The 18,168-nt window shown below is 38.9% G+C and carries 15 protein-coding genes; 12 read left to right on the top strand and 3 right to left on the bottom strand.

All coding sequences use genetic code 11. From position 1 onward, the window contains the following. Nucleotides 1-499: 499 nt before the first annotated feature. Nucleotides 500-2,017 (top strand): malate dehydrogenase (quinone), encoded by a 1,518-nt coding sequence (gene mqo / locus E2L03_RS19075; protein ID WP_134260128.1) that lies wholly within the window; start codon nt 500-502, stop codon nt 2,015-2,017. A gap of 198 nt (nt 2,018-2,215) precedes the next feature. On the opposite strand, the gene E2L03_RS19070 is transcribed toward mqo, so the two are convergent. Beyond that, entirely contained in the window at nt 2,216-4,015 is a 1,800-nt protein-coding gene (locus E2L03_RS19070) for a phage tail tape measure protein (protein WP_134260127.1), read from the bottom strand. After that, the gene (locus tag E2L03_RS19065) at nt 4,012-6,036 is read right to left on the bottom strand and encodes an efflux RND transporter permease subunit (RefSeq protein ID WP_055736371.1); all 2,025 of its coding nucleotides are present in this window, start codon (nt 6,034-6,036) and stop codon (nt 4,012-4,014) included. Before E2L03_RS19065 ends, E2L03_RS19070 begins: the two co-directional genes overlap by 4 nt. 189 nt (nt 6,037-6,225) lie before the next feature. On the opposite strand from E2L03_RS19065, the gene E2L03_RS19060 reads away from it, so the two are divergent. Both E2L03_RS19060 and rpsN read left to right on the top strand, forming a co-directional pair. Further along, complete coding sequence (locus E2L03_RS19060; protein WP_243839550.1) at nt 6,226-6,807, top strand: TetR/AcrR family transcriptional regulator; 582 nt, start codon at nt 6,226-6,228, stop codon at nt 6,805-6,807. 107 nt (nt 6,808-6,914) lie between these two features. Next, the gene (gene rpsN / locus E2L03_RS19055; RefSeq protein ID WP_035393467.1) at nt 6,915-7,184 is read left to right on the top strand and encodes a 30S ribosomal protein S14; all 270 of its coding nucleotides are present in this window, start codon (nt 6,915-6,917) and stop codon (nt 7,182-7,184) included. Between the two features lie 308 nt (nt 7,185-7,492). Here the strand turns inward: rpsN and E2L03_RS19050 are convergent, their stop codons facing one another. Next, on the bottom strand, nt 7,493-9,298 hold the full coding sequence (locus tag E2L03_RS19050) for a DNA ligase D (RefSeq protein ID WP_134260125.1): 1,806 nt from the start codon (nt 9,296-9,298) through the stop codon (nt 7,493-7,495). A gap of 87 nt (nt 9,299-9,385) precedes the next feature. On the opposite strand from E2L03_RS19050, the gene ku reads away from it, so the two are divergent. The 9 genes from ku to E2L03_RS19005 all read left to right on the top strand — a co-directional run bounded on the left by ku (nt 9,386) and on the right by E2L03_RS19005 (nt 18,165). Next, nucleotides 9,386-10,213, top strand: coding sequence for a non-homologous end joining protein Ku (gene ku / locus E2L03_RS19045; RefSeq protein WP_134260123.1), 828 nt, complete (start codon nt 9,386-9,388; stop codon nt 10,211-10,213). Nucleotides 10,214-10,388: 175 nt separating this feature from the next. Further along, a complete protein-coding gene (locus E2L03_RS19040; protein ID WP_038484595.1) occupies nt 10,389-10,682 on the top strand; it encodes a hypothetical protein in 294 nt (97 codons plus the stop codon). 68 nt (nt 10,683-10,750) lie between these two features. Continuing rightward, entirely contained in the window at nt 10,751-11,323 is a 573-nt protein-coding gene (locus E2L03_RS19035; RefSeq protein WP_134260121.1) for a hypothetical protein, read from the top strand. 219 nt (nt 11,324-11,542) lie between these two features. Then, on the top strand, nt 11,543-11,740 hold the full coding sequence (locus tag E2L03_RS19030) for a Fur-regulated basic protein FbpA (RefSeq protein ID WP_078439982.1): 198 nt from the start codon (nt 11,543-11,545) through the stop codon (nt 11,738-11,740). A 125-nt stretch (nt 11,741-11,865) separates the two neighbouring features. After that, a complete protein-coding gene (locus tag E2L03_RS19025; protein ID WP_038484590.1) occupies nt 11,866-12,210 on the top strand; it encodes a c-type cytochrome in 345 nt (114 codons plus the stop codon). Nucleotides 12,211-12,588: 378 nt separating this feature from the next. Continuing rightward, complete coding sequence (locus E2L03_RS19020; protein ID WP_134260119.1) at nt 12,589-15,225, top strand: glycosyl hydrolase; 2,637 nt, start codon at nt 12,589-12,591, stop codon at nt 15,223-15,225. A gap of 195 nt (nt 15,226-15,420) precedes the next feature. Beyond that, on the top strand, nt 15,421-15,909 hold the full coding sequence (locus E2L03_RS19015) for a tetratricopeptide repeat protein (RefSeq protein ID WP_134260117.1): 489 nt from the start codon (nt 15,421-15,423) through the stop codon (nt 15,907-15,909). A 569-nt stretch (nt 15,910-16,478) separates the two neighbouring features. Continuing rightward, the gene (locus E2L03_RS19010) at nt 16,479-17,429 is read left to right on the top strand and encodes an ABC transporter substrate-binding protein (protein WP_124742907.1); all 951 of its coding nucleotides are present in this window, start codon (nt 16,479-16,481) and stop codon (nt 17,427-17,429) included. 130 nt (nt 17,430-17,559) lie between these two features. Then, on the top strand, nt 17,560-18,165 hold the full coding sequence (locus E2L03_RS19005; protein ID WP_134260115.1) for a hypothetical protein: 606 nt from the start codon (nt 17,560-17,562) through the stop codon (nt 18,163-18,165). Nucleotides 18,166-18,168: the final 3 nt, after the last annotated feature.

Raw genomic sequence — 18,168 nt, 5'->3', positions numbered from 1 at the left:
TTCTTATTCTCTAAAAAGTGAGGGTTGAGCAATCTCAGAAAAAATAACGAATTAATGAAACTACCGTAATGGAAGTAAGCAACCCGGCAGAGAAAGAAAAAAAGAATTTTTTCATCCAACCAATCCTTTATGTACAAATTTGGAATGATTTCATTATATGGTTTTTTCTTCAAATGCGTCAAAGCTTTGTCCTTCTAAATTCACTTTAATATGGATAAGCAAAGAGACATAAACTAGAAGGAAACCATCAACGTATTGTCTTTACAGAAAAAAGGCAGTGTGTAACTTTTACTTGCCAAATGGTAGTGAAAAGCACTATGATGTGTATATTCAACGCAGTTGTGGAATACTGGGAAAACAGAGGAAATCACCGTTATTTCGGGTTTTTCTGAGAAAAAACAATCTTTGGGTAGTTCACACCTTTTTTATCTGTCAGAAATAGTTTATTATTAGATAATAGAGGTTTTTCTAATGACTAATGGACATAAGGATGAGCGAAATGAGCTATAGAGAAACTAAGTCAGACGTTATTTTAATTGGCGCTGGAGTGATGAGCGCGACGCTAGGTACGTTATTAAAAGAGTTAGCACCAGACTGGAAAGTGACGGTTTTCGAAAAGTTAAAAAGTGCAGGGGAAGAAAGCTCGAATGAATGGAATAACGCTGGTACAGGTCATGCAGCACTGTGCGAATTAAACTATACGTCGGAAAAGCCGGACGGATCACTTGATATAAGTAAGGCTGTAAAGGTTAATGAGCATTTTCAACTCTCACGACAATTTTGGTCCTATCTTGTAAGAAAAAAGCTAATTGAAAATCCTAAAGAATTTATTATGCCAATTCCACATATTAGTATGGTTCAAGGTGAAAAGAATGGCTTATTTTTAAAAAAGCGTATGGAAGCGTTATCAGACAACCCTCTTTTTGAAGGAATGTCGTTTAGTGATGACCCTGATGTGTTAAAAGAATGGATGCCTCTTGTAATGGAAGGTCGAGAAGAAGGCGATGGACCTGTTGCGGCAACGAAAATTGACACAGGTACAGATGTGAATTTTGGCTCACTAACACGTAAGTTATTTACCCATTTAGAAAATGAGAACGTCGCTGTTCATTATGAGCATAGTGTAAAAGATTTGAAGAAAGCAGCCGATGGTTCTTGGAAAGTAAAAGTTCAAAATATCAATACGGGAGAAACGGAAAATCATTCAGCTAAATTCGTCTTTATTGGTGCTGGTGGAGGTAGTTTACCGTTACTACAGAAGACAGGAATACCTGAATCACGTCGAATTGGAGGATTTCCTGTAAGCGGATTATTTCTAGTCTGTAACAACCCCGAAATAGTAGAGCAGCATCATGCGAAAGTATATGGTAAAGCAAAAGTAGGAGCTCCTCCAATGTCGGTTCCGCATTTAGATACGCGTTATATTGATAATAAGAAATCGTTATTGTTTGGTCCGTTTGCTGGATTTTCTCCTAAATTTCTTAAGACCGGCTCATACTTTGATTTGATTGGTTCTGTTAAGCCTAATAATCTCTTTACCATGCTAGGAGCAGGGTTTAAAGAATTAGGATTAACCCGCTATTTAATTCAACAAGTTATGTTATCAAATGAGAAGCGAATGGAAGAATTAAAGGAATTTATTCCGAATGCGAAAAGTGAAGACTGGGAAATCATCGTTGCTGGTCAGCGTGTGCAGGTTATTAAAGATACAGAAGCAGGGGGAAGGGGAACACTTCAGTTCGGAACGGAAGTCGTCACAGCAGATGATGGTTCTGTTGCCGCATTACTTGGTGCTTCACCAGGTGCATCGACAGCAGTCCATGTAATGCTTGAAATTTTAGAGAAATGTTTTCCGACAGAAATAGATAGATGGAAGGCAAAAATTAAAGAGATGGTTCCTTCCTATGGAAAATTATTAATGAGCCATCCAAGTTTATTCAAAGAAATCCAAGCATCGACAGCTCGAGATTTACAGCTAGAAGAGTCATACGTACCGTCTCAAGAGCATTTAGCTTAAATGAAAGAGGCTGGGACAAAAGTAGATAGACAGACCAAAAAGACGAACATTCCTGAAAATAGGAACGTTCGTCGTTTGTTTTATATGAACATTAGCGGAAGGATTCTCCTGTAGCGGTGCTACTCAGCATATTTTAGACTATTCGTCTTTTCAAATACTACTTTTAGTATGTCCCAGCCTCTTCTTTTTGTGTCCCTTTTAAAAGCGGAATAGGTTTAAAAAACGTTGCCAGATGCTGAGTTCCTCTTCCTCCTCCACTTCAGGAGATGGTTCGTCTTTTGTTAAAGGTTCAGTGTGAATAACAAATTGGACATTCTCGACTTGGTCGTTGTTGTTCTTGTGAACAAACGATCGAGGTTCAAAATCTGATTTATCGTATTGGGCGATCATATCATCAATTTCTTGCTGCATTTGTTCCGGTATTTCTGCAGTAGCATCATGCAGTTCATTCATTCCTGCCTGTAGGGACGCGCCGCCATCTACTAACTGTGATGATCCAGTAGCAGATTCTTGAATCCCTTGATGGATTTGGTTGTATTCATTTGCTACTTTAGATACGCCGCCAGTATAAGAAGCGAGACCTTCATGAAACTGGCTATATTGACTGGCGAGCTGGGAAATGCCGTTCGTCAATTCACCTAAGCCAGCATCTGCATCAAACGAGTCGGCGACTGCAGACAAGGATTGGGACATTGTATGTAACCCATCAGCCATGTCTTTGACGGAAGTACTCATTTCTTGTAACGCCGGTTGGACAGAGGTAAACGCTTCTTTGACTGCATCAAACGTACCTTTAATGGTTTGCGCAGCTGTGTAAGATTCAACTAAAACATCAAGGGTTTCACGATCTTCTGTCGTTTCATATAGCTTACCGATTGCTTCTTCTGATAGTGTAGCTGCTGGAAGTTGATTCATGGCTTCTTCAAGTGCCTGATAGCCTTCTTGATGATGGGCACCGAGTGTATCTAGCCCTCCTGCCAGCTCGCGTAAGCCTGCAACAAGTTCATCTATGCCGCTTGTTAATTCTGTACCCATATCAAAGCTAAGGTCATCTTCTGCTCCGTTTAATGCGGTATTCACTTCATTTAAACCAGCTTGCAGCTGACTGGAAGCCGTAACGAGGTCACTCCCACTTGAAGACAGGTCGGTAAGACCAGTTTGAAACTGTGAAGAACCTTTCCCCAGCTCTGTTAAACCGGAGGATAATTCTTGAATGCCGTTTTTAAGGCCACCGACACCGTTAGCAAGCTCACCAATCGCTCCAGTTAAGGAATCAAATTCACCTGTTAATTCTTCCGTATCCGGTATATCAATTGCAAATGAAGAAGGTAATGCTGAAATCTCAATACTTTCAAGTTCAATAGCAGATGCTTCAGCAGAAAGACGGAGTTCGGCTCCTTCTTCTGGCATGACGGTGAAAGCAAGCTGCTTATTCTTACCTGCATTGGCAATAGTCGCGTCTGGTGCATCAATCGCTGTAAAAAGATCGCTATTGAGAGGAACCGATACCTGTAGGAGGTAATGGTCAAAAAAGGCTTCATCCATCGTATCGTTTTGCGTAATGTCTATTTCAAGCTCAAATGTTCCGCTTTCCCCAACGATCTCCTCAGCGTCTAGTTGGTCGCCATCCAATAGATAGCGAATCTCTATATCCCAAGGTAGCTGGGGATCCTTTTGAATATTGCCTTGGTAGTGAAAGGTCCCGACAGGCGCGTTTAATGTAATTTCTTCATCCTTTTGTTCAATTGCTGACAAATCCGTTAAATTCGTAATGGTATCGTACGAGCCATAATCAGAAACAAGACCTTCTTCAGTAACTGTTAGCGCATTTACGATGTAGAGTTCCTGGATCCCACCATTAGCAAATAGATTGGCATAGACAACTTCATCTTTGCTTTCAATTGTTCCTGTATCTGCTTCAGTATTTGCTGAAACGTAAGAATGGGGTGTAAACACAAGAACACATACAGCAGTGGCAATCGTCCATCTTTTTCTCATCGTTCCGTCTCCTCCTCTTGTTCATAAAAGTTTGATCGATACGTCGTTTTTTTCACGAGTTTATCACCAACAAGCAATAGTGCCGGTAACAGGACAACAACAAGGATAAAGGCTAAAATGGCACCTCGACCTAACAATAATCCAATAGAAGAAACCGTTGGATTCGTAGATGTAATCCATAGAATAAGACCAACACTTGAAAGAATCGCCGCTGAGATAATGATAGAAAATAGTTTCTCATCAAGGGCTTTTTTCATTGCAGGGTATGCTGGCATTTTTTGACGATGGTGTTTGTACGTTTCCATAAGAAGAATACCGTAATCAATGGTTGCAGCTAATTGCACCGTACTAACAACTAAATAGCCTACAAATACGAGCGAATCGTTTGTCATATAAGGGATGGCTAAATTAATCCAAACAGCTGATTGAATTGTAACAAGCAGAATTATTGGAATGGAGATGGACCGAAATGTAATCATTAATACAAGGGCAATTGTTACTACCGTAATGGTATTAACGACTTGGTTATCAACGGTGACAGTCTCTTTCATATCATAAAGCGTCACACTTTCCCCAAGTGTATAAGCTGTATCTCCATAATACGTTTCACTTAATGTACGCACATCTTCAACCAAACCGAACGGAATATCGCCTTCAACGCCTGCATCTGTAAAAACCATTATGCGACTGAATTGTTCTGATTGGAATTCACTAATAATGGATTCATCAAGAAATTCAGCAGGGATCCCTGTACCGACAACGTTCGTATAAGACATAACAGAATCAACATAAGCAAGCTCTTCAAGCTGACTTACCAATTCTGCTTCTTTTGCAATATCATCATTAGGCACAAGAACAACAAGTGGTGTTGATTCACCAAATGTCTCTTCAATCAGTGCTGCATCTGCACCTGCACGAGTTGTGTCAGGTAAATCACCTAGCCCATAAATAAAGGAGGTACTCCCTTGTGCAATGAAGCTTGGAACAATTAACAAAAACACAAGGATAAGCGCTGGATAACGTAATTTCAGTAATTTCGCTCCAACCCCTTTAAAACTAGGCACAAGAGATTTGTGACGTGTCTTTTCAATCCACTTGTATAAAAACAACGTAAGAGCAGGTAGGAAGACAACTACAGAGATGAAGCTAAAGACAATTCCTTTAACTAAGTTTAAGCCCAAGTCTGCACCAATCTCAAAGTTCATGAACATTAGAGCCATAAAGCCAAAGAACGTCGTAACCGCACTTACGAAAATAACAGGAAATGAATTTCTCATAGCAGCGGCCATTGCTTGTTCAGGCTTCTTCCCTTTGGCTAATTCATCATTAAAGCTATGTAGCAAAAAGATGGCATAATCAAGAGAAACGGCAAGCTGCAAAATCGGTGCAACAGATTGTGTAACAAACGACACTTCACCAAGAAAGATGTTAGAACCTAGGTTAATTAAAACAGAAACTCCGATGGCAGTAAGAAAAAAGAGGGGTTCTGCCCAAGAATTAGTCGACAGAACTAAAATAATGATAATAACCGGGACAAGTAATGCAGCTGCATAGATGGTTTCTGATACCGCCATATTTTGAGACGTGGCATTATTGACAGCCTCACCAGCAATCGCGTTATCCTCACCAATAAGTTCGTAGATAGCATCTGTTGCTTCTACTTCTTCTCCGGTTGTAATGGTTAAAGAAAACAAGGCATTTCCGTCTTTGTAATACGATTCAAGCATGGCATTGTCAACCATCTCAAGTGGAATTTGTAAATCAACAAGGTCATCAAGCCAAAGAACTTCCTCGACTCCGTTCATGTTCTCTAATTCATGTTTATAGGACAGTGCTTCCTGTATACTGACGTCTTTTACTAGTACATTTGTGTTAGGAATTGATGCTGTAAATTCATTTTCCATTACCTCTAGCGCATTTGTAGAGGGAGCATCATCAGGTAAATAATCAACCATGTTGTAGTTAGTCGAAACAAAAAATTGCCCAATGACTGCTAACAATGTTAACGCAGCAAAAACCATCACAACAGATTTCTTATGTTTTATAATTCTTTCAACAAGCAATCCATTTCCCCACCCTATATTGACAATATCGTAAATTCTTTTAACATTATATCTACACGGTGTTGTCTATACAACAAACAGTTGGATAAAATGTGTTAGGAGAGCAACAGATAAACACATAATGTTGGATAAATTGGTGAAAAGGTTGTGAACACGTTGTCAGAAAAAATTGATCGTAGAAAACAGTTTACGAGAATGGTATTAAAAGAGGCTTTAATGAAGCTGCTTAAGGAAAAGCCTATATCATCTGTAACCGTAAAAGAATTATGTGAAATGGCTAATATTAACCGTTCAACATTTTATAGCCACTATATTGACGCCCATGATCTACTCGATAAAATTGGAAAAGAGCTTTTTGATGATATGTATGCCACGCTCAATCAATATAACTATAAAAAACAGGATGAAGTCTTGCAAATGTCGACCAAAATATTAGAATATGTTGCAGAGCGGAGTGAGCAATGCCAAATTCTTTTAAGTGATAACGGCGATACCTCCTTTAAAAAACGAGTGATAGGAATTATTCAAGAGTTTATTATGAAAAAATGGATGGAAGAACATCAATTAGGTGATGATCTATCCGAATACATACCGCTTTTGGTTGTAAGCGGAGGAGTCGATACAATTGAAAGTTGGCTAGTGAATGGGAAGAAAGAATCGCCTCAAGAGATGGCGCGGCTAATTCATCAATTTATTAACTTTGGTTTGTCAGGGTTTCGAAAAAAATAAGTACGATAAGCCAGGTCATTGTATCTGGCTCTTTAGGGTTGTCAAAAAAGAAAAACACTGCTATAATTCGTAATCATTACGATTTGTAAGAAAGAGGTGTAAAAGAAATGGCTAAGAAATCAAAAGTTGCAAAGGAAATGAAACGTCAAGCACTTGTTGAACAATATGCTCAGAAACGGAAAGAATTAAAGGAAAAAGGAGACTATATTGCGCTAGCAAAATTACCAAGAGATTCTTCTCCAGCACGGTTAACGAGACGTTGTCGCGTAACTGGAAGACCAAGAGGTGTACTCCGGGATTTTGAATTATCACGAATTGCTTTCCGCGAACTAGCGCATAAAGGTCAAATTCCTGGTGTGAAAAAAGCAAGTTGGTAAATTTTTTTATAATGTAAATCGTAATCATTCCTAACTTTGTAATTCAAATACACGCTAGCCCAACTATCTTTGTGAAAAAACGTTCAAATAGGATGTTTAGCTCAATCGCTGACGGGTACTCAGTATGTAAATCACTAAGGAGGCGATCGTTATGGGTAAGCGAGGAGATGAACGTTCAAAAGAAGAGAATAAAGAATACGGTAGACAAGGTAAATATGCAAAAGGTAACAAAAAAGGGTCAAACAAAGAATAAGTAAAAGGAAGGAAGCCGACGTAGAGTTGGCTTCCTTTTATATTCGGTCTTCTGATTAAGAAAGTAATGATTGTAAATGTAAAAGAACATCTGAAAATCGCTTTCCTTGTTCCTGCACATTTTCTCGAAATGTTCGAAAAGGGTCTCCCTCCAGTTTTAATCGGTTTACAACATGAGTCAGTGTAAAAAGGGAGGGGCTTAACTGATTGGTCACCTCTTCCCAATAAAGAGGAGTGGCAACTAGACCATCACTATGTCCACGGGGTGAATAAGGCGCAATAAGAGTTTTTCCCTCGTCATGCTGCAAATAATCAACGTATAATCGATTTGCGCGATTTTTCTTCAATCGTTCAAGTGTAAAATGTTCTGGATGCTGTTCTACCACATACCTACTAATAAACTGACAGAAAACCCTTGTCTCTTGATAAGTAAAGGTTTCTTCTGGTAAAGGCAGGTATAGCTGTAAGCCTTTATTTCCCGACGTTTTGATGTAAACCATTAAGCCAAAGGAAGTAATCACTTCCTTTAGAGCAAGAGCTGCTTTTACAGCAAGAGAAAATTGTTCCACACTAGGCGGATCTAAGTCGAACACAATTTCTGAGGGGCATGATTGATCTTTTTTCTGAAAAGGAAGATGATACTCTAGTGCGAGCTGATTCCCTAACCACAGTAGCGATTCAAGTGAATTACAAACAATATAGTTTATGCCGTCACGGTTATGTGTATGGATAAATTCGGGTGCATAATCTGGGCAATTTTTTTGATAAAAGGCTTCGCTTTCGGCACCGTGAGGATAACGAATGGTTGTTAGCAGCCGATTTGTTAAAAAAGGGAGCATAGTTGATGCAACCTCATGTAAGTACTGTAAATAATCCATTTTCGTATACTGTATAGCTGGCCAAATAGGTTTATCATCACTTGTAACTACCACGTTAGCAGGCAAGGGCTGTAGCTGAGAAAGAAGGTTTTGCCACGTGCAATCCTCTACCCTTTCTTCTAATAAAAACGAGTGAAAAAACGGCTCTCTAAGTTGATCGCCATCAAAACTAATGCAGCCAACTTCCACGCAAATAGAAGGAGGTAAAGTCCATCGTTCTTGACCGACACGTTCCCCGTTCTTCTCAAAAAGAGAGGCTAATGCTTTTCGATTGTCAGCATGTAACCCATGTGAAAACTGAACAATAGGAACTAATGTATCTTGTTGATACACCGCGCCCTGGAAATAACTATTTTGTTTATCGTACTCGGTTAAAATGACATGAACATAGCGATAGTTCTTTATCTTAACCCACTGGGAGGATCGTTTAGAAATATAGGTGCTTGTATTTTTTTTCGCTACAATGCCTTCTCCGTTGTATTTCTTCACAATGGTCTCTATCTCTTTAGGGTTTTTATAGGTTTGAATAATGGCTAACGTTGGTGTTTGATTTTCAAGTAAATTCAACTTTCGTCTACGTTCCTTTAACGGAAGGTCTGTCAAAGATCGACCTTTTTCCATTAATAGATCAAAAGCCATAAGAGAAACAGGCAAGCGTTGGGAATAGTTCGTAATTTGTGTGCTGCTGCGAAGTTTTGCACGACGATGCACAATAGAGAAAGTACTTTGGTAAGGGTTCGCTAATGATACGATCTCTGCATCAATAATAAGTGGGAGATGCTTTTTTATTTTCTCTTCAATCTGTAGGCAGGCTTGAATTATTTCAGGAAATGCCTTTGATAATTCTTTTTCATTTCGACTGAATAGTGCTGGTCCGTCCTCGTCCCAGTGGAGCAAGCAGCGAAATCCATCGTATTTTACCTCATATGACCATTGGTCTCCTTTTGGAACAGTAGCTGCAGCTGTAGCTAACATTGGCTTCATTCAACTCACCTCATAAGATTAGTTTTTCCAACGGCACATAAATTATCAGTCTTTCCACCATATTAAGGGTGAAAAGGATGTGACTACATGCATACAGTTTGGAAAGGGAGCATTAGTTTTGGTCTCGTTACGATTCCTGTTAAGCTCCATACCGCGACGGAAAACAAAGACATTAAATTAAGACAACTTCATAAAAAATGTCATACCCCGATTAACTATAAAAAAGTTTGTCCCGATTGCGATGAAGAAGTGAAGAACGAAGATATTGTGAAGGCATATGAGTATGCAAAAAATAAATTCGTTGTGCTCGATGCAGAGGATTTAGAACAGCTCAAAAAAGAACAAGAGGATAAAGCGGTAGAAATTATTGATTTCGTTAAATTAGAAGAGATTGATCCGATTTATTTTGAAAAAAGCTATTTCTTAGCACCTGATTCTGGTGGAAATAAAGCTTATGGGTTATTACGTGAAGGGCTTGTTCAGTCGGGAAAGATTGGAGTTGCCAAAATAATCATTCGTTCTAAAGAACAGCTCGCTATTGTTCGCGTATATGAAAATGGGTTGATGATGGAAACGATTCATTTTCCTGACGAAGTAAGGAAAATGGAAGATGTTCCAAATGTACCTCAAGAGCAAAAGATCGTAAAAAAAGAATTGGATGCAGCCTTAATGCTCATTGATCAACTTACGGTATCGTTTGATCCTGATAACTATCAAGATGAGTATCGGCACGCACTTATGGATTTAATTGAAAAGAAAAAGGCTGGTGAGGAAGTTGTCACCTCAACAGAAAAAGCGAAGGAAGTTTCAAATGTAACGGATATTATGTCTGCTCTTCAAGCATCCATTGATAAAACAAAAAAGAAGAAAGCCCCTGCAAAGAAAAAAACAGCAAAAACCAAAAAGAATGCATAGGCTTAGCTGTACTGTAACGATAGGAATTCGCTTAAAGTCAAAGCGAGTTTCTTATTGTTTTCTTCATTGAAAGAAAGTAAAACCGTACCCTTGATTCCCTATAATCCCCATTTCCTTAGAAGTGTCTGCTCCTTTATACTAAGGATACTAGCAAGAACAAAGGGGTACGTTTTTCGTGGAACAATCAGAAGTCATCCAGCAATTAATAGAGCAAAAATACAGGTTTAGTGAAAGTGCTTGCCAGTATATCGAATGGAATGAAAAGAAGGGATTCCGTTCAAAAGCATTTGAATGGTTTTATGGAAATATGATGTTACTTTCAGCAGTAAATGATAAGGCAATGACAAGTCTTCTAGAAGAGAAACTGTCGAGGGTAACGTATTTAGAGATTCTTACTTTTTTTAAAGACGAAGATGAAAAAGCCAACTTTCAAACGTATACAAAGGTTGTCCCTCTCTATAGAGGTTGATGATTTATACAAGTTGATGACACGTGAGGGGATTAATCATGTAACTTGAATGAATGGAGGGTGTGCACATGCTTATAAAGACAATTCCATTACTTTTTACTGTATTTCTGTTAATCGGTTGTCAAAATAATGAAGGTGTAGTCAAAGGAGATCACGATACAGATTCTGAGACTACACAACCAACCATTTCTTTAGAAAATAAAATATTGCCTCCAAAATTTAACATTACTTCATTTAACGTAGACTATGTTGATGAAGAAGTGGAACTATTTTTTAATATGGGCTACGAAATAGATACAGATCTATACGATCTATTGACTAATGGTTACCAAGAACTGTACTTTTCTTTAGAATACCCTAATGATTTGCATGAGCTATTGAATGGTTCAAAGAGTGAATTTGTTCCTGCAGAAACTCCCAAAAATTATCATACAAAATTCCAAACTCAATTTGTTGTAGAGAAGAAACTATCAAAAGAAGAAATAGATGCTATTTTTGTTAATATTTCCGAATTTAATCTACTTGTTGCGGATAAAGATAAAGATATTATTGCGCAATTTATTGATATAAATGGCTTTAATAACTTTGATCCTGAGGAATCAAACTCTACAGTTGTAGATGAAGAGACTAATGAGGATTAATTCTTTACTTTGCTAAATAAGTACACTGCACCTCATTCCTTCAATTAATAGAAGGTGAGGTGTTTTTTTAAAGTAGATTAAATTATTGATAAATTTATACTGTTATTTTATATTTATATCTACATAGATTGAGGATAAGTGAAGGAGATGACATCACTTTATTTATCTATAAATCCTACTAATCAGGTAAAATTAATTTAATTTAAACGGAGATATGGTATGATGGAGATAGAATTGTTTAGAACAGGTGATGTTTGTATGGTTGAAGAAGATCTTATTAAGAAAAGACAAGAAAAAATGATTGATAAACTGCTCAAGGCAGGTATTTATAAATATAAAGATACCCATTTGTACGAATTAACGTATGCAGAAGTTGAGGATGCGTATCTTCGGTTTATGGTGGAAAAAGAAAAATAATCCATTAGACCCTGAAAAAGAAGGTTAGTTTCTTCAAAAATCGGTTAACAATAATGGTACTAGCTTATATTTTTTAAGCAGGTTTTTTAAAAAGGTGAAACCGTAACCATAAAAGGAGAATGTGTATGAAAAAATGGATGGTATTAGCTGGATTAACGTTATTTTTAACGGCGTGTGGTGGAAATGGTGATGAAGCGGAGGCACCAGAAACGGACAATGGAACCGATGATGAAACGAGTGAAGTTGGAGAGTACGACGAGGCATTAGCTGAACAGACGTATCAACAAAGCTGTATTCAATGCCATGCTGGTTTAAATGAAGGTGGGACGGGTCCTGCTCTTGCTAACAACAACTTATCTTCTAACGAGATTAGAGAGATCATTGTAAATGGGCGAGGAAGCATGCCGGCTCAATCCCAATTAGAGGAAGATGAAGTGGATAATTTGTCCATGTGGTTAGCTGATCAATAATTTTTATTAAAGAAACTACTCAACGAATGAGTAGTTTTTTTTGTATTTAAAGCACATTTGACAAATTTCTAAAACATATAAAATGAGTAAGCTTTTGTTTCCCAATCTTCTTTGGTGAAAGAATAAGTGTTTTGTAACCATTTCTTGTAGCTTGTTGTCGTAGCGTAAGAGAGCGTAGCACATCCTGCTTGATCGTAAGCACTATTGTCACTATTTCTAATGTATATTCTTTTTTTATTTCCCAATAGAAGGTCGACGTTTTTCGATGGATTCAGAAATGGTTTCTGCGTAGAGTAGGGGAAGTGATTAAGGGGACATGCTCATTTTATGCAGATGTGAAGGTAGATATGAAACAAAAAACAAATTGGAGGTAATTAGATGAAAAAAAGATGGTTCTGGTTCGTTTTAGCACTTATTGTACTCTTTCCGTTTCAATCAAGTTTCGCCAATCAAGCGGTTAAAGAAGTAGGGAAAGGAAGCTTTTCTTTACAGTATCCACCAATTGATTTTGATAACATCGGTGATCCAGGTTACGCGGATCAACAAAAGGAGCCTCCCGAAACAATCTATCGAACGGATCGTGTAGAAGGACCAATGCCGACTAACCGATGGTGGAGTTCACTTGCGGTTGATACGTATGCAAATAATCATTACCCCCATCCATTTAGTGTCAGACAAAACGAAAAGGGACTGAACGTCTTTTACGATGCTCCACATAATGTCGTTGTTCATGAGAACAGTGGTGCAGGAACATGGCATATCGTTGGAGCCATTTCCACTGATTTTACGATTGGCCACTCAAATGAAAGTAACTTTAATGATGCGAAAGTAGATGACTATGGTGATTGGCACGTTCGATCGTTAGCAGAAAAAGATAATGCATCACTAGCCTTTACATACGGTGTGGGCATTCCATATATCTACGCTGAATATACAGGCGGACATGCTGTCATTGATTTTCCACAAAATCCCCAAGTTTGGGCGCAGCAAGGACATATCATTGGCTTTTCAACCCATGATAATAAACATTATGCGGCCTTTGCACCAGAAGGATCGAACTGGGAAACGAACGGACAACAGTGGGAGAATCCGTCTGAATTTATTAGTGTAGCCAAACTGCCAAATACAGATGCAGAGACGTTGGCGCTTTTTGCCGAGCATGCCTATTCTGTTGTTCGTGAGACCCGAGCTGATTATGCTGTAAACCATGAGACGAATGAAGTGAAAACAACGTACTCTGCGAACACAGAAGCAGTAGCAGGAGGAGAGAACGGAACGCTGTTTGCCTTGTATCCACATCAATACCGACATTTATCTTCAGGAGATCTTGTAGACGGAATGAATTTGTTTACCATTCGAGGGGATATGAAGCTAATTGAAGGAAGTGAGTTTGAAACAAGCCTTACGTATACGGGGGTGTTGCCAAGTTTACCGAATGCAGGTATTGATACAGACAGGCTAAGTGGCTACTTGCATGAAGCTAAAAATGATTATCCGACTGGTCAAGATACGTATGAGCTAGGAAAATATTTAGGAAAGCTTTCAAATTTAGCGCCTCTTGCTGATCAGCTTGGTGAGCAGGAGTTAGGTGAGGAATTTAGAGAAGAATTACAGGGCCATCTAGAAGATTGGCTACGATCAACAGATGAGAACAATGCGATAAAAGGAGAAAACCTTTTTTACTATAACGAAAACTGGGGAACCCTATTAGGTTATCATGCAGCGCATGGTTCAGCGGTAAGAATCAATGACCATCATTTTCACTACGGTTATTTTGTGAAAGCAGCAGCTGAAGTAGCCAGGGCAAACCCAGATTGGGCACAAGATGATGAATGGGGAGGAATGGTTAACGAACTTATAAGAGATTTTGCAGCTGATCGTGAAGATCCGATGTATCCGTATTTACGTATGTTTGACCCTTATTCAGGACATTCGTGGGCAGATGGATTAGCGACGTTTGATTCTGGTAATAACCAAGAATCTTCCTCAGAAGCGATGCATGCTTGGACCAACCTTATTTTATGGGCAGAAGCAACAAACGACCAAGAATTGTTAGATCGAGCCATTTATTTGTATACAACTGAAATGAGCGCCATTAACGAATATTTCTTTGATGTGTATGATGAAATTCACCCTCCTGAATACGGACCAGAAATTGTCACTATTAATTGGGGCGGAAAAATGGATCACGCAACATGGTGGAATTCAGGAGCGGTAGAAAAGTATGCGATTAACTGGCTACCCATTCATGGAGGGGCTCTCTACCTTGGCCATCACCCTGAATACGTAGAGCGAGCTTATCAAGCGTTAAAGCAAACAAATGGGTCAGAGGATTGGAATTGGTGGTCAAATATGGTTTGGAGCTACCGTGCGTTAACCGATCCAAATGATGCCCAGAGACAAATGGAGCAAAGGATTGATGACTACACAGAGTTTGATCCAGGGGATGAAACGATTATTGAAAGAGGAAGTACAAAAGCACAGACCTATCAGTGGATTACAAGTTTAGCTTCTCTCGGACAAGTAAATCCAGAAATCACAGCAAACATTCCGACCTACGCTGTCTTTAATAAAGATGGTGAAAGTGTCTATGTTGCCTATAATTATGACGATGAAGCACGCACAGTCTTGTTCTCGGACGGACATGAAGCGACTGTAGATGGAAATAGTTATTATGTCAGTCAAGAAGGGAGTGGGCCACCACCAACAAATCCACCAGAGGAGCCGGAAGAGCCAGGAGATGACGGGAATGTCATTGAACGAGGAGATTTCACGGTTTCGATTGAACAAAGTCAATCAGACCGAGTGATTACATTTACGCCGAATTCTCCTGCCCGATATGTGGACCTTCATTATCGAATCAATAATGGGAATCAGGAAAATGTGCGCATGCAGCAAGAAGAGGGTAGGTGGTTTTTAATGATACCTGATGTAGAAAACAAATCCCTTTCTTTCCGTTTCACGTATGAAAAAGACGGGCCTCAATACGAATCCGAATGGTTTACGTATCCATGATCGTAGAACATGAATGATTAAAAACCCCTTTCCGTAAATCATTAAGTAGATTTACGGGCAAAGGGGTTATTTTTCATTTACTCAGTTGTTTCACGTGCAACATAAAGTATGTTAATTCAGTTTATTTAGATAATTAATCAGCTTTATCTGTTATAGTAGAGACAAGAGTAAAATTGATTTGTGAAGGAGATTCTTATGAACCAACAGCAGATAGAAACCATTGACTCGTTTTTACGTGAAGGGAACGATAGTGATGCTCTTAAACAACTACATCATTGGCTCAAAGACAATCCTCATGATGGTGACGTTCACTACTATCTCGCATCAACCTATGATTCAAAAGGGGAAGAGAAAAAAGCGTATCCTCATTATGAAAAAGCGATTGAGCTTGGTTTAGATGAAGAAAAGGTTAAAGGTGCTTTTTTAGGACTTGGCAGTACGTATCGTACGTTGGGAATGTACAAAGAATCTAAAGCAACATTTGAATTGGGATTAGCTAGATTTCCAGAAGATAACGCCTTGAAAGTCTTCTATTCATTAACGCTTTATAACGTACGAGAACATGAAAAAGGGATGGAAGTGTTACTAACGTGTTTAATTGAAACAACACATGATCAAAACATTCTTCAGTATCGCAATGCCCTGGCTTTTTATTCAAAACAGTTAAATCGAATTTGGGTATAAAAAATATGGTTTTTTGATTTCATCAAATGTGGATAGGAAAGCCTCTGACGGGATTCGAACCCGCACTCCTTTCGTAAGCGTAGGCTAGGGGAGAACACGCTTCCCTACGGAATTTCACCGACAGGAATTCCACCTGTCTCAGCTAATTTGCTTTTCGGTGCTTCTGAAACCCTTGCCTTGCGACCCGGTTTATACAATTTGTTTTCCGGCGCTCTTCCCTTCTAGAGCTACAGAGGCGTCATACAGATAAGTATAAGGGACAATAGGAATGAAGAAAATAGAAAAACACGCTGTTTACCAAACAAGCTCAGTTTGTTTTTCTAAAGTAATAGGGTTAAACTAGACCCTTTTTCTAAGTAGTACTAAGGAGTAGACTAGTAGCTAGTAAGGTTACCTTTCTGATCGCTTTTATGTTTATATAAGTTATGCGCATGAATCATTACGTTTTTAGCAAATGGTGATGTTCTCTTATTTGAGGGCTTTTTTTTATGCTTTACTAAAAATAGTATTGACAATGAAAATCATTATCAATACTATAACAGTAGTAGATCTATGAAGGAGTTAAACGAATGAATCGATCATTGCTTTTTACTGCATTAGGAATGGCCTTTTTAGTGGCTTGTTCGGATGGTTCCGATAATTCAACCGACGGAGAGTCACAAGAACAACAGCAACCTAGAACGGTCACCGATAAAGTTGGAAATGACGTGACCATCCCAGCTAATCCGGAAAGAATAATAGGTTCGTATGTAGAAGATCCTCTTGTCACACTCGGCGTAACACCGGTGCGTCAATGGTCAGTTGCCAGTAGAGCCAGTACGCAAGTTTATTTAGAAGAGCATTTAGAAGGCGTTGAACCGATTGATTCGACGCTACCGTTAGAAGCTGTTATGGAGGCAGATCCTGATTTAATTTTTGCTTGGGGGGAAGACTCAGCAGCAGGAGGGAGCTATGATCAATATAATAAGATAGCACCGACCTACGTTATTGATAATGAAACAAAAGATGATTGGCGAGCGACTTTGACTCTTTTAGGAAATGTATTACAAAAAGAGAGTGAAGCAAAGGCTGCAGTGGATGAATATGATGCCCATGTAGAGGATGTAAAGGCACAGTTACAAGCAGAAATCGGGGATAGCAAAGTTGCAGCTTTATGGGTAATTGGTGGTAACTATTATGTTGTAGCACCTGATGTTGCGAGTGGAGCTGTACTTTTTGAAGATTTAGAGCTCACGCCTGCAAACATAATTGCAGAATTACCAGAAGATGCGGGAGCTCACTGGAATCCTGTTTCCTTGGAAGCGGTAGCTGAGCTTGATGCGGACTACTTATTCTTAATTGATAGCGATCCGGAAACAATTGAGAAGTTAGAGTCAGAAGCTGTGTGGATGAATATTCCAGCAGTAGCCCAAGGGAATATCTACAACCGCTCTGGAACTAGTAGCTGGTTATACAATGGGTTTCAAGCAAACATGCAAACGATTGATTCTGTTTATGAGGCCATTATTGAAGGAGAATAAAGAAGGGAGAGTAGGTGGATTACCTACTCTTTTATATGTAAACCATTCCCTTTCTCCTATCCCTTTTCATGGCTTCGTCAAATACCTTATAATAGGAAGATAGACTTTGCTGTTCAGGAGCTGTTTAAACATGACGGAGCTTATATGGATTAGTGGAATTGTGTTGCTACTCTTACTTGTTTACAATGCATTTATACATCCCCGACTGATGAAGATGAGAAAGATTAAACAAATAGAAAAAAAGCTAACAGAGAATGATGAATATAAAGATTTACTAATCGCGATGTGTAAAGCGGTAGAAAAAGAATTAAGGCAAGCAGGCGAAGCAGTCGATGACATAAAAAAGACTTATAATTTAATGGGGACGAAAACGACCTTGCATTTAGGACAAAAAGCCATTCAAATCGTCTTTGAGCTAGAGAATGAAGAGTTGCTTTTTGTAAATGGACAGTGGATGGTCAAACGTACAGACGGATTACACTTGGATATCCCATTTACCCATTACGAAGCTGACTTTTATCATGAAGCTGCTACGTTGTTTCGGCTACTGCCATTATGGTGTCAAGCATCAAACACGCATCACTTCTTGCCTGATGAAGAAGCGAAGAAAAAACGAAATCAAATTGAAGAGAAGCTGTTTAATGAAGTTCAATTCTTCATCCACTCGCTTGCGACAAGGTACGAACCAAATCCATTGCTCAATGTAAAGGTACAGCCAGAAAGGAACAGCGTTTAGCTG

The organism is Shouchella oshimensis, from assembly GCF_004375095.1.
GTDB lineage: Bacteria > Bacillota > Bacilli > Bacillales > Bacillaceae_D > Shouchella > Shouchella oshimensis.
The sequence above is the reverse complement of the archived record's forward strand: the minus strand, read 5'-3'. Positions and strand labels throughout refer to the sequence as shown.